This window comes from Tetragenococcus halophilus subsp. halophilus DSM 20339 (assembly GCF_003841405.1).
Classification (GTDB): domain Bacteria; phylum Bacillota; class Bacilli; order Lactobacillales; family Enterococcaceae; genus Tetragenococcus; species Tetragenococcus halophilus.
The window spans coordinates 539,740-553,319 of sequence record NZ_PXYA01000001.1 but is presented as its reverse complement, the minus strand read 5'-3'; the positions used below and the strand labels follow the sequence as shown (position 1 = coordinate 553,319).

Genomic DNA, 13,580 nt, shown 5'->3' with positions numbered 1-13,580 from the left:
GAACAACATGCATTGTCCAAAATGTCATCACAACAATTCGCGTGTTATTGATAGTCGGCAGACAGATGATGGTCGTGCTATTAGAAGAAGAAGAGAATGTGAAAATTGCGGCTACCGCTTTACAACTTTTGAAAGGCTCGAAGAAACGCCGCTTTTGGTGATTAAGAAAAACGGTGCACGTGAAGAATTCAATCGAGAAAAAATATTGCGTGGCTTGATCCGTTCGGCTGAAAAACGACCGGTAGCTATGGAACAAATGGAACAAATTGTTGATCATGTGGAAAGTAGAATTCGTGAATTGGGAGAAAACGAAATTTCTTCTAATTTAATCGGCGAATATGTGATGGAAGATTTAAAAGATGTAGATGAGATTGCTTATATTCGCTTTGCTAGTGTCTATCGACAATTTAAAGATATGTCAGTATTTTTAAAAGAGCTAGAAGATATTGTCGGTAAGGCAAACGATTCAAATTAACAATAAGGAGGGACTCTTTTGCATAGCGCTTGGGATGAAGTACAACCTAATAATATTTATCAAGTGACCAAAAGCTTTTCTCTAACAGAAGAAGGAAATAACGGTTTGGTTTATCTTTACCAACCGATTATTGGCCAAAATGCACTGGCTTTATATTATGGTTTTATAGGAGATAAAGAAGATCAGTATGAAAATGAGTTTGCACATATTGATATGCTAGATGCCTTAAATATTGGCCTGCCAGATTTTTTACAAGCACGTAAACAATTAGAAGGTATGGGTTTATTGTCTGTGTTTACCAAAGAGGATCCGGAATTTGGCAAAATGTTTCTTTATCGTTTAGAAGAACCTATTCACCCGCAGGATTTTTTTCGCGATGAAACCTATAGTTTTTTATTATTAAATACTATCGGGGAAAGAAAGTTCCGGCAGATGGTCCGCCGTTTTCAACCTGAAAATCCTGATTTAACGGCTTATCAAGAAGTCACAAGTGGCTTTCGTGAGGTCTATGGAGCCTTGGATGAACGTTTATTTATTCGTAATGCCCAAAGCCTGGAAAAAGTTTCCCAGGACTATCAAGTACCTTCAAATAAACAATTACAGTTAGATGAAGGTCAAATTGACTGGGATTTTTTGTATCAGTTAGCACAACGAAAGTTTATTGTTAAAGAGAATTTTGATGATTCTTTTAAACAACAGCTAACTTTATATGCCAACTTATTTGGCTTTGATGAAATGAAATTAGTTGATTTAATGACTGAGGCGGTTTCTTTATCTGATGGCAAAGTCGGTCGAAAAGCATTGGATAAGGTTATTAGAAAGCAAGCGACAGTAAAAAAAGAAAAACAAGCAGATAACCATGACGAACAATCTGATGAACAGACTCGTCGCTTCAATACTTTACGACAAACGGGCTTTTCCGAAAATGATATTCAGTTAGTTAAAATTGCGCAAAGTTCAGCGCCCATGGATTTTTTACAAGCGATAAAAAATGAAAAGCATAATTTTGTTACAGATCCTGAAACTTGGTTATTAAAGACTTTAGTCGAACGTAGTCCATTACCCAATAGCGTGATTAACGTTTTGATTCATTATATTCTGGTTGTTAAGAAAAATAGCTTTTTACAGTCTAACTTTGTCAATCAAATTGCTACAGATTGGTCAGAATTGGAAATTAACAGTCCAGAACAGGCGATTAAACATGTACGCGATTTAGTAAAAGAAGCTAAAAATAAGCCAAGCAAAAAGAAAAATTATGCAAATAACAAGCAACAGCCTATTCGTAAGGAAAGCTTGCCAGACTGGGTGGACAAGCCTAATGAAGAAGTGGAAGACCCAGCAGTACAAGGAGAAATTAATAAAAAACTTCAGGATTATCTGAAACGCAAAGAAGGTGAAAGCTAATGGAAGATGTGGGAAAAAATTTAAATAAGCTAATGAATCAAAAAAATTATCGAACGCGTTTTTCTGAAATGATGACTGAGGTATTAAAAGATCAAGATGTGCAAAATTTTTTGGATGAGCATAAAAATGAGTTATCAGAAGATGATATTGAACGTAGTTATGCGAAGTTATATGAGTTTGTGCAGGAAAAAAGAAAATTCGATTTAAATGATCCGACAATGATTGCACCGGGTTATGAACCACAATTAACATTGAACTATCATTCGGTGGATGTCACCTATATTCCGACGGAAGAATTAGTAGCTAAACAAGAGCAAGAAGAGATCCGCAGTCGTATTCAAGCACTGAATATGCCTAAAGATATTCAAGAAGCCCGTATGGCAAATTATGAAGGAACAACAGGACGAGGCAAAGCCTTTATGAGTGCTATTGATTTTATCAACGCTTATAAAGATAATCCGCAAGTTTTTCATAAGGGTCTTTATCTAGTTGGTAGTTTTGGTGTAGGAAAAACGTATTTATTAGGCGCTATTGCCAGAGATTTGGCTGAATCGGGTTATACATCGACACTGCTGCATTTTCCTTCTTTTGCAGTAGATATGAAACAGTCGATCAAAAAAGATGAAGTTGGCGAAAAACTTGACGCGGTCAAAAGTGCTTCTATCTTAATGCTAGATGATATTGGCGCAGATGCGATGAGTAGCTGGATCCGCGATGATATCTTCGGGGTTATCTTGCAATACCGTATGCAAGAACAGCTGCCTACCTTTTTTAGCTCTAATTTCACCATGAAAGAATTAGAGCAGCATCTATCAGTAACACAGCGTGGAGAAGAAGAGCCGCTAAAAGCGAAGCGTTTGATGGAACGTATACGTTATCTAACACAAGAAATTGAGCTGACTGGAAGAAATCGAAGAAACACTTAGAATAAATGATAGTTTGTGATATCTCCTTCTTTGCTGATAAAATAGCCGAACTATAGAGAGGTTGTGTCTGTGATTACTTGTCGCAAATTTATGACAACCGACAAATCTCAGCAAGCATAGTTCGGTTATTTTTATTATGTTACAGCTCCTTTTCTAATTTAAGAGAGAGGAAGAAAGCTTTTTGAATAGCCATATATTATCTCAGCGTTTGGCTGCAGTTGCTGAGTTTGTTCCCAGAAAAGCTCGTTTAGCAGATATTGGTTCTGATCATGCGTATTTGCCTATATTTTTAGTAACGGAGGGCAAAATAGATTACGCCATTGCTGGAGAAGTTGCTCAAGGCCCTTTAAAAGCTGCTAGCGCACAAATAAAAAGATATGACCTTGAAGAAAAGATCACTTCTAGATTAGCTGATGGTCTAACGGCTATCTATCCGAAAGATCAAATTGACACGATCGTGATTGCGGGTATGGGCGGGATATTGACCGAGAGCATATTAACCAATGGCCAGAAATACGGTTTTTTAAAAGGACAACGCTTGATTTTACAACCCAACAATCATGAATCGGATGTAAGGTATTGGTTAGCAGCTAATCATTATAAAATTTATGACGAACAGATCATTGAAGATCATGGAAAGTTTTACGAAATTATTGCTGCTTGCTATCAAGAAAATAATCATTATACAAGCAAAGAATTATATTTTGGCCCTGTTTTAATGCAAAAAAAGACAGCTAGCTTTAAAAAGAAGTGGCAGAAAAAGTTAGAAACAAAACAAAAAGTTTTAAGGAATCTAAAAAACGCCTATCGCGTACCTAAAGACAAAATTGAAGCGGAAAAAAGACAGATGGCGTGGATCGAGGAGGTATTATCTTGAGTCTTGATGCAAAAGAGTTTATTAATAAATTTGAAACATTTTGTCCTCTTTGGTTGGCTGAAGAAGGTGACCCTTGCGGACTTCATCTAGGAACATTAGATAAAGAAATTGAACGTGTCATGATGACATTAGACGTGCGTCCAGAAGTTGTTAAGGAAGCAATCGATAAAAATATCGATTTGATCATTGCTAAACATCCGCCGATTTTTCGCCCTGTAAGCCGTTTGGCTGCTGATGATCCGCAAACTAAGATGTATATTGATTTACTAAAGCATGATATCGCAGTTTATGCTGCACATACGAATATGGATATTATCTGGGATGGATTAAACGACTGGTTTTGTGAAATGTTAGGTGTTAATGTCGACAATTATTTGGTAAAAACTCATGAAGTAAGTTTTAAAAAATTAGCAGTATATGTTCCTATAGAAGACAGCAAGAAAATGCGGCAAGTCTTAGCTGATATTGGGGCTGGTATGCAGGGGAATTATCGTAATACAAGTTACTCCCTAGTAGGCACGGGCCGTTTTACACCTAATGCACAAGCCAATCCAGCCATTGGTAGGAGTGATCAAGAAGAGAAAGTGCAAGAAGCACGAATTGAAGTGATTTTTCCAGAAACGATTCAAGAAAAGCTCCTCCAAGCGATGTTTGCTGCTCATCCTTATGAAGAACCTGCCTATGATATTTTACCTTTGGATAATCCAGGGGAATCATTTGGGCTTGGACGAATAGGGCATTTGGATACTGCGGTTGATATAGAAGATTTTGTGCAAAAGGTAAAAACAACATTTCAGCTTGATGGACTACGTCTCATTCAACCAAAAATGGCAAAACAGAAAGTACAGAATATAGCGATTTGTGGCGGATCTGCTGGGAAATTTTATCCTGAAGCAATTAAAAAGTCAGCGGATGTTTATATTACTGGAGATGTCAATTATCATACAGCCCATGACATGCAATCTAACAACTTGACGGTCATTGATCCGGGGCATAATATTGAGGTAGTTTGTGTGAATAAATTTATAGAAAAAATGGAAGAATGGAAGCAAGAAGAAAATTGGGATATTGATTTTATCCCTTCTTCTACAAATACAAACCCCTTCCAATTTAGATAAAGGAGATAGCATATGTACGAAAATTTACTAGCACGTTTTTTACGTTATGTTAAAACTGAAACTCGCTCGAATCCAGAAAGTGAAACTATTCCATCCACTCAATCACAGGTTGATTTTGCAGATAGCTTAAAACAAGAACTGATTGAGTTAGGATTAGAAAATGTTCATTATGATAATAATAATGGCTATGTTAGTGGCACACTTGCAAGTAATATTGAAAAAAAGGTGCCTAGCATCGGCTTTATTTCCCATATGGACACTGCTGATTTTAATGCAGAAAATGTAGCTCCTCAAGTGATTGAAAATTATGATGGCATTTCAGAAATTCAATTGGATGAAAAAGGTGAATACAGCTTAAATCCCAATGATTTTCCTAGTTTAAATAAATACCAAGGAGAAACCTTGATCACTACTGATGGCTCCACACTCTTAGGTGCAGACGATAAAGCAGGGATTGCCGAAATTATGACGGCTATGGAAATTTTAAAGGCTAACCCTGATATTTCACATGGTGAAATTAAAGTAGCTTTTGGTCCTGATGAAGAAATCGGGACAGGCGCAGACAAATTTGATATAGAAGATTTTGATGTCGATTTTGCTTATACGATGGACGGGGGGCCTCTTGGCGAACTTGAATATGAAACCTTTAATGCAGCACAAGCAGAAATTACTATTAAAGGAAAAAACGTTCATCCGGGAACAGCAAAAAATATGATGATTAATGCCTTACAATTAGCCATTGATTTTCAAAACCAACTTCCTCAAGATGAAGTACCGGAAAAAACTTCAGGAAGAGAAGGATTTTTCCACTTGATGAATTTAAGTGGCAGTCCAGAAGAGGCAAAGATGTCTTATATTATTCGTGATCATGATCATCAAAAATTTGAAGCGCGTAAACAAAAAATTAGCGCTATTCAAACGAATTTAAATGAAGCATTCGACCAAAAACGTGTATTTGTTGATATGTATGATCAGTATTACAATATGAGAGAAATCATCGAAAAAGATATGAGTATTGTTGAGCTAGCTAAAAATGCCATGCTTGATTTGGCTATCGATCCGATTATTGAACCAGTACGTGGAGGAACAGATGGTTCTAAAATCTCCTATATGGGTCTTCCAACACCTAATATTTTTGCGGGTGCTGAAAACATGCATGGTCGTTTTGAATATGTATCTTTACAAACCATGGAAAAAGCAACAGCGTTAATTGTAAAAATCGCTGAATTAAATGCTGGATAATTATAAAAGAGGAAGTAAAATAATATCTTCCTCTTCTTTTTCTATCCATCTCATTGGTTTTCTGGTTAAAGGAGAAGTTGATGAAAAAAAATCCAAAGTGGAAAATCGTGTTAAATTTAATTTTACTTCTGCTTATTTTGGGTATTATGTTTTATTTTATCCAAAATTCAATGCGCGAAATTTTTGTGGAATTAAAAGAAACGAATCTTGTGATTTTGTTGGGTGTTATTTTCTTAGGATTGTTACATCAGTTTTTTGAAGGCTATGGTATCAAAGAGACTGTAGGTAGTTTTGCCCCTAATTTTTCAGTATTTGATGGTATGATGACATCTTTTTACACTGCATTTTATCGAGTTGTTACTTTTGGCGTAGGCACTTTACTGGCTGAAATCGGTTTTTATAAGAAAAAAGGCATTAAAATTAGTCAAGGCGTAGGGGCTTCAGCTCTACATATGATCAGTTATAAGGCCGCTATTGTGACTTATGCTGTACTAAATTTGTCCTTTTATTTCAATGCGATTTTAAACCAACGTCCAAAGATGATCGCGGTGATCATAACAGGTATTGTTTTAACTGTTTTGCTTATTGTGACATTGATTGTATTATCTTTGAGCTTGAACTTACAAGTGCTGGTATTGCTATTTTGCAATCGATTTATTCGTAATCAAAAATTACGTGTCTATATCGATCAGTTCAATTTACAAATCAATGCACTACACCACGCGATGCAATCTGTATTAAATGATAGGACTTCTCTTTTAAAAATTTATTTGTTTAATTTATTAAAAGTAGGCGCCTGGTATGTTATTCCATTTGTTTGTTTACAAGAAGAATTTAACGATATTGATTTCTTTTTAACATTTGCACTTATTAGTTTTACTTTGGTTGTATCAGGTGTTATTCCCTCGCCAGCGGGTATTGGATCATTTGATTTTGTTTATTTATTGATGTTTCGTCCGCTAAGTGGCACAGTAGATGCTGTATCTTCCTTACTTTTATATCGTTTTGCTAGTTATGTCTTACCGTTTTTGTTAGGATTTTTAGTCTTTCTGAAAGAACGAAGAACAGCTATTACTACTGAAATTGAAGATTCTTCTCAAATTTAGTTGTTAATCTTTGACCAATTTTGACCAATGAGCTATACTAGTTAATGGAGATAAATTCTCAACCTTAACTGATTGGGGGAAAACAAATGAATATTGAAAAAATGACAACCACATTACAAAGTGCAATTGCTGAAGCACAACAGGTTGCTGTAACAAGAAAACAACAAGAAATAGATATTGCTCATTTATGGAAAATATTTTTACAACCAAAACAATTTGCTAGAAATTTTTATAAAGACTTAGGTGTTGATCTTAACGCTTTTGAACATGAAATTGATCAAACGATCGATAGTTTACCAAGTGTTGAAGGCGGTAATGTACAATATGGTCAAAATATTAGTCAAAATATTAGTCAAAATTTATACCATTTATTAAATGAAGCAGATCAATTGGCGAAAGATTTTAAAGATGAGTTTTTATCTACCGAAATTGTTTTACTTGCATTGATGAAGTTAAAAAATTATCGTTTGACAAAATTTTTAAAAAATCAAGGTGTTAATGAAAAACAAATAAAACAAAGCATTGAAAATATTCGACAAGGGGATCGGGTCACTTCCCAAAACCAAGAAGAACAATATGAAGCCTTAGAAAAGTATGGAACAGATCTTGTTCAAGAAGTGAAAAATGGCGAGATGGGTCCGATCATCGGCCGTGATGAAGAGATTCGGGATGTTATTCGAATCTTATCACGCAAGACTAAAAACAACCCTGTTTTGATTGGTGAAGCTGGGGTAGGTAAGACGGCAATTGTTGAAGGTCTTGCACAGCGTATTGTTAAAAAAGATGTACCTGAAAACTTGAAAGATAAGACTGTATTTTCTTTAGATATGGGTGCTTTGATTGCGGGCGCTAAGTATCGGGGTGAATTTGAAGAAAGATTAAAAGCCGTTTTGAAGGAAGTTAAAAAAGCGGACGGTCGTATTATTCTATTTATCGATGAAATTCATAATATCGTAGGCGCTGGGAAGACTGAAGGTAGTATGGATGCCGGTAATTTATTAAAACCCATGCTAGCTCGAGGTGAATTGCATACAATCGGTGCAACGACCTTAGATGAATATCGGGAAAATATTGAAACGGATAAAGCGCTAGAACGACGCTTTCAAAGAGTCAGTGTTCAAGAGCCATCGGTAGAAGATACGATTTCTATTTTACGTGGCTTAAAAGAACGTTTTGAAATCCATCACGGCGTAAATATCCATGACAATGCTTTAGTTGCTGCGGCTACCTTATCTGATCGCTATATTACAGATCGTTATTTACCAGACAAAGCCATTGATTTAGTCGATGAAGCTTGTGCCAATATTCGGGTGGAAATGAATTCAATGCCAACTGAATTGGACCAAGTAACAAGACGTTTAATGCAATTAGAGATTGAAGAAGCGGCTTTGAAAAAAGAAATAGACGATGCTTCAATGAAACGTTTAGCATCTTTACAAGAAGAACTGGCTGAATTACGTGAAGAAGTCAACTCAATGAAGCTACAATGGGAAACAGAAAAAGAAGAAGTAAATGCTGTTTCAAATAAACGGGCAGAAATTGATAAAGCGAAACATGAATTAGAAGACGCCGAAAATAACTACGATTTGGAAAGAGCTGCTGTTTTAAGACATGGCACTGTACCACAGTTAGAAAAGGAACTTAAAGAATTAGAAGATAAAGATGATCAAACTGTTCTAAAAATGGTACAAGAGTCGGTGACTGCTAATGAAATCGCAGTGGTTGTAGGACGTTTGACAGGCATACCTGTAACGAAATTAGTTGAAGGCGAACGAGAAAAATTACTTAACTTGAACGAAACCTTGCACAAGCGAGTGATTGGTCAAGATGAAGCTGTTAATGCAGTAAGCGATGCAGTGATTCGTTCGCGTGCTGGATTACAAAATCCGGATCGACCATTAGGTTCTTTCTTATTCCTGGGACCCACAGGTGTAGGGAAAACTGAACTTGCTAAAGCTTTAGCAGAAAATCTTTTTGATTCTGAAGATCATATGGTACGGATTGATATGAGTGAATATATGGAAAAACATACGGTTTCTCGTTTAGTCGGTGCACCTCCTGGTTATGTAGGTTATGAAGAGGGCGGACAATTGACTGAAGCCGTACGTCGCAATCCTTACACAATTATTTTGCTTGATGAAATTGAAAAAGCTCATCCAGATGTCTTTAATATTTTACTACAAGTATTAGATGATGGTCGTCTGACAGATTCAAAAGGTCGAGTTGTTAATTTTAAAAATACTGTTTTAATTATGACAAGTAATATCGGTTCGCAAATATTATTGGAAGGTGTTTCGGACCAAGGAGAGATTTCAGCAGAAACAAGATCTCAAGTGATGAATATGTTACAAGCAGCGTTTAAACCAGAATTTCTCAACCGAATTGACGATACCATCGTTTTCACTCCGTTAAATATAGAGGACATGAAAGGCATCGTTGAAAAAATCATTGAGGAATTATCACAAAGATTAATGCAACAGGAGATTTTCCTTGAAATATCAGATGAAGCAAAAGCTTGGATCGCTCAAAATGCCTATGAGCCAGCATATGGCGCTAGACCTTTGCGACGTTATATTACACGTGAAGTAGAAACACCATTGGCTAAAGAAATTGTTTCAGGACGTGTCATGCCAAAAACAAAAGTGACTATCGAATTGCTTGATAACCACTTAGTATTTCAAAATGAACCAATGGAAGAGGAATAAAAAAGTATTCGGAAGTTGAATATCCAACTTCCGAATACTTTTTTTATGGAATATATTATTTTGTTTCTTCAGTATCATCTAGCCAATTTATTGTGATAATTTTTAAGATAGCCGCGATTGGAACGGCTAGAAACATTCCTAAAACCCCGAAGTAGGCACCACCTACTGTAATTGATATGATGATGATGATCGGGTTAAGATTTAAGGCACCACTCATAATACGCGGACCGATAACATTTCCATCCAGTTGCTGTAAAATAAGTAATGAAATCAATGCTGTGATAGCTAGTTGAAGGTCTGCACTGAAAAAAGTGATGACTGTCGTTACAATCGAAGCAAAGATAGAACCAAAATAAGGGATCATATTACATACGCCAAGAAGAATTCCTAAGGTTAATGCGAAAGGCACGTCTAAAAAGTAAAGTATAATCGTTGCAAAAGTCCCAATAATACAAGCATCCAAAAATTGCGAACTGATAAACTTATAAAAAATCGTATGGGTTGCTGCTAGCCATTGTTTACTACTTAAATGAATTTTTTCAGATAGTATTTTTCTTCCTAACTTATCGAAAAATGACAAGATAGAGTCTTTAAACAATAGTGCATAAATGGAAATAATCAAAGCTAAAAATCCATTAAAAACAAAGGAAGAAAGACTCCTTGTGATGGCTCCTAAAGAAGTCAGGGCTTGTGTCCATTGTTGTAATAAGTTTTCTGGTGAAAAGTCTGAGGTAAAACTTTGAAAAAACTCTTCTAAATTCAAAGATTCAAAGACTCCTTCAGATTCTAATCTTGCGATAAGATCCATCAGATAATCATAAAACTGCGGTAATAATCCAAGTAAGTCGATCACATTATTAATCATCAAAGGAATGACATAATTTAATGCTAGAAAGAACACATAAAAAATAAATAAATATAAAGTCACAACACTTATACCGCGGCTATGTTTTTCTATAAAGGGTAATTTGGTTTTTTCAAAAAGTAGTTCTAAACGCCTTACAGCACCATTTAAAAGATAAGCAAAAATAAAACCAATGATAAAAGGCGATAGAATACCTAATAAATTAGATAGGCTATTCATTATAAATTGGTAATTTGTAATCAATTTATAACCAACGACTAATGCCATCAAAAATAAAAACCGTATAAGCCAATAATTCCAGTCAACTCTCATTTTTTGCACTACATGCACCTCGCTCAATAATTTCTTTTTATTTCTGATGTCTCTTAATATAATAAACGATAGTACAAAAAAAGGAAACAAGCTAGTCAAAATAAAAATAAAAGTTAGTTTATGTTTTATTTAGAGCTTATTAGACACTTAATCAATGTTAGACCATTTATGATATGACTTCAATTCTATATGTTTTATCGTATCATAAGCAATAAAATTCTCTTCAATGAAGATACCATCTTCATTATAACCTTTTATCTTTCCAACAGTATCAGGCAAATAGTTATGATCCCAGAGTTCATTGCTTTGTACGGCGACTATTTTATCTTTCAACAAAGCTTCTTCCATTATTTCTGCGATCTCCTGCTCGGCCATATCACTTTTTTCTTCTATTGTAGTATATTCTTCAAAAGCGCTTTGATCGATTTGCGCCGTATGTTCTGATAAATAAAATCCCATCCATTTTAATCTTTTACGATCAACATAATCATGTAATGTGCTCAATTTTTTCACCTTCTTAAAGATATTATCAACTTCATTATACGAACAAACGTTCCTTTTATAAAGCGAACAATTTATTAAAATTTACTTTTTAATAAAAAAATAGAGCACTGGCAGAATAAATGATAAAAAACGTGGAAAAGCTGAAATTAACTTTCCCACGTTTTTTTAATCATCATCGTCCATTTCAAGTACAGCAAGAAAGGCTTCTTGTGGTACGTCGATGGAACCGATTTGTTTCATTCGTTTTTTTCCTTCTTTTTGTTTTTCTAGTAATTTTCGCTTACGAGAAACATCACCACCATAACATTTAGCTAATACGTTTTTGCGTAGGGCTTTAATATCAGAGCGAGCAACAACTTTTTGTCCAACAGTTGCTTGTACCGGAACTTCATATTGTTGCCTTGGAATCAAGCTTTTCAATTTTTCAACGATGGCTTTGCCACGTTCATAAGCAAATTCACGATGGACGATAAAACTTAAAGCATCCACTTTATCACCGTTTAGTAGAATATCCATTTTTACCAGATTGCTTGTACGATAACCTGATTCTTCGTAATCCAAAGAAGCGTAACCTTTGGTATTAGACTTTAGCTTATCAAAAAAGTCAAAAACAATTTCAGAAAGGGGAATATTATAAATAACATTTACCCGATAATCATCCCAATAATTCATCGTGACAAAATCGCCACGTTTTCGTTGACATAACTCCATGACCGGTCCTACAAAATCATTAGGAACCATAATTTCTGCTTTGACAAAAGGTTCTTCAACTTTTTCGATAGCAGAGCTTTCAGGAAAGTCAGCAGGATTGTCGATGTCAATTTCTGTGTCATCTGTTTTAGTCACATGATAAACCACAGAAGGCGCAGTTGTTATCAATTCTAAATTCGCTTCACGTTCTAAACGTTCTTGGACAACATCCATATGAAGCATGCCTAAAAAGCCACAACGAAAACCAAAGCCTAAAGCTTGTGAAGTTTCTGTTTCAAATTGTAGGGCCGCATCATTTAATTGTAGTTTTTCCAAAGCTTCACGTAGATCGTTGTAGCGCGAAGTATCTACCGGATACATACCGCAGAAGACCATCGGATTTTTTTGCTTATAGCCAGGTAACGCCTTTTCCGCTGGCCGGTCAGCTAAAGTGATTGTATCTCCGACCCGGGTATCTTGCACTGTTTTGATAGAAGCTGTTAAGTAACCAACATCGCCAACCATTAAATAATCTCGAGCAATAGCTTTAGGTGAGAAAATACCTAATTCAGTAACTTCAAAAGTCTTTCCATTGTTCATCAATTGGATTGTATCACCTGGACGGACGATACCGTCAATGATACGTATACTTAAAACAACGCCACGATAGACATCGTAAACTGAGTCAAAGATCAAAGCTTTCAAAGGGGCTTGAATATCCCCTGTAGGCGCAGGGACAATTTCTACGATTTGTTCTAAAATTTCTTCAATCCCTAGTCCTGACTTGGCGCTAGCAAGTACTGCTTGACTGGCATCAATGCCAATAACATCTTCAACTTCTTGGCGAACACGTTCAGGATCTGCTGCTGGCAGGTCAATTTTATTAATAACTGGCAAAATCTCCAAGTCATTATCCACTGCTAGATATACATTAGCTAAGGTTTGTGCTTCAATGCCTTGAGCAGCATCGACAATTAAAATTGAGCCTTCACAAGCCGCTAAACTACGTGAAACTTCATAAGAAAAGTCTACATGTCCAGGAGTGTCGATTAAATGAAATATATAGGTTTGACCATCTTTAGCAGTATAATTTAGTTCAACGGTGTTTAATTTGATCGTAATTCCGCGTTCTCTTTCTAAGTCCATCGAATCTAGTAATTGGTTTTGCATTTCTCTTGAGCTTACGGTATGTGTCTGTTCTAAAATACGATCAGCTAAAGTGGATTTTCCGTGATCTATATGAGCGATGATTGAAAAGTTACGAATCATCTTTTGTCTTTGTTTCATTTCTTCTAAGTTATCCATGGAATCATTCCTCATTTCTTTTCCTTCAGCTTATTAATTATACCAATCTAA

11 protein-coding genes are annotated in these 13,580 nt (G+C 35.6%); 8 read left to right on the top strand and 3 right to left on the bottom strand.

Annotated elements, in window-relative coordinates:
• The first annotated feature begins 7 nt into the window (after window positions 1-7).
• From nrdR to clpB, 8 genes are all read left to right on the top strand, one after another.
• Entirely contained in the window at window positions 8-475 is a 468-nt protein-coding gene (nrdR, locus tag C7K42_RS02600; RefSeq protein ID WP_014124878.1) for a transcriptional regulator NrdR, read from the top strand.
• An 18-nt stretch (window positions 476-493) separates the two neighbouring features.
• On the top strand, window positions 494-1,879 hold the full coding sequence (locus tag C7K42_RS02595) for a replication initiation and membrane attachment family protein (protein WP_103099525.1): 1,386 nt from the start codon (window positions 494-496) through the stop codon (window positions 1,877-1,879).
• Window positions 1,879-2,805, top strand: coding sequence for a primosomal protein DnaI (gene dnaI / locus C7K42_RS02590; protein WP_014124876.1), 927 nt, complete (start codon window positions 1,879-1,881; stop codon window positions 2,803-2,805). The genes C7K42_RS02595 and dnaI overlap by 1 nt, the downstream gene beginning before the upstream one ends.
• A 181-nt stretch (window positions 2,806-2,986) precedes the next feature.
• Window positions 2,987-3,682: a tRNA (adenine(22)-N(1))-methyltransferase gene (locus C7K42_RS02585; protein WP_103099526.1), complete on the top strand. Its 696-nt coding sequence runs from the start codon at window positions 2,987-2,989 to the stop codon at window positions 3,680-3,682.
• Entirely contained in the window at window positions 3,679-4,800 is a 1,122-nt protein-coding gene (locus C7K42_RS02580) for a Nif3-like dinuclear metal center hexameric protein (protein ID WP_103099527.1), read from the top strand. Before C7K42_RS02585 ends, C7K42_RS02580 begins: the two co-directional genes overlap by 4 nt.
• Before the next feature lie 12 nt (window positions 4,801-4,812).
• On the top strand, window positions 4,813-6,042 hold the full coding sequence (gene pepT, locus C7K42_RS02575; RefSeq protein ID WP_061840454.1) for a peptidase T: 1,230 nt from the start codon (window positions 4,813-4,815) through the stop codon (window positions 6,040-6,042).
• Between the two features lie 77 nt (window positions 6,043-6,119).
• Window positions 6,120-7,148, top strand: coding sequence for a lysylphosphatidylglycerol synthase transmembrane domain-containing protein (locus C7K42_RS02570; RefSeq protein ID WP_373852824.1), 1,029 nt, complete (start codon window positions 6,120-6,122; stop codon window positions 7,146-7,148).
• 86 nt (window positions 7,149-7,234) lie between these two features.
• Complete coding sequence (clpB, locus tag C7K42_RS02565; protein WP_103099529.1) at window positions 7,235-9,853, top strand: ATP-dependent chaperone ClpB; 2,619 nt, start codon at window positions 7,235-7,237, stop codon at window positions 9,851-9,853.
• A 55-nt stretch (window positions 9,854-9,908) separates the two neighbouring features.
• On the opposite strand, the gene C7K42_RS02560 is transcribed toward clpB, so the two are convergent.
• The 3 genes from C7K42_RS02560 to lepA all read right to left on the bottom strand — a co-directional run bounded on the left by C7K42_RS02560 (window position 9,909) and on the right by lepA (window position 13,529).
• Window positions 9,909-11,039: an AI-2E family transporter gene (locus C7K42_RS02560; RefSeq protein ID WP_014124870.1), complete on the bottom strand. Its 1,131-nt coding sequence runs from the start codon at window positions 11,037-11,039 to the stop codon at window positions 9,909-9,911.
• A gap of 138 nt (window positions 11,040-11,177) precedes the next feature.
• Window positions 11,178-11,534: a hypothetical protein gene (locus C7K42_RS02555; protein ID WP_061840275.1), complete on the bottom strand. Its 357-nt coding sequence runs from the start codon at window positions 11,532-11,534 to the stop codon at window positions 11,178-11,180.
• 165 nt (window positions 11,535-11,699) lie between these two features.
• Entirely contained in the window at window positions 11,700-13,529 is a 1,830-nt protein-coding gene (gene lepA / locus C7K42_RS02550) for a translation elongation factor 4 (RefSeq protein ID WP_103099530.1), read from the bottom strand.
• Between the last annotated feature and the right edge of the window lie 51 nt (window positions 13,530-13,580).

Coding starts and splice junctions, on each gene's coding strand:
- nrdR (WP_014124878.1), top strand. CDS start 8: ATGCATTGTCCAAAATGTCATCACAACAATTCGCGTGTTATTGATAGT.
- dnaI (WP_014124876.1), top strand. CDS start 1,879: ATGGAAGATGTGGGAAAAAATTTAAATAAGCTAATGAATCAAAAAAAT.
- pepT (WP_061840454.1), top strand. CDS start 4,813: ATGTACGAAAATTTACTAGCACGTTTTTTACGTTATGTTAAAACTGAA.
- clpB (WP_103099529.1), top strand. CDS start 7,235: ATGAATATTGAAAAAATGACAACCACATTACAAAGTGCAATTGCTGAA.
- lepA (WP_103099530.1), bottom strand. CDS start 13,529: ATGGATAACTTAGAAGAAATGAAACAAAGACAAAAGATGATTCGTAAC.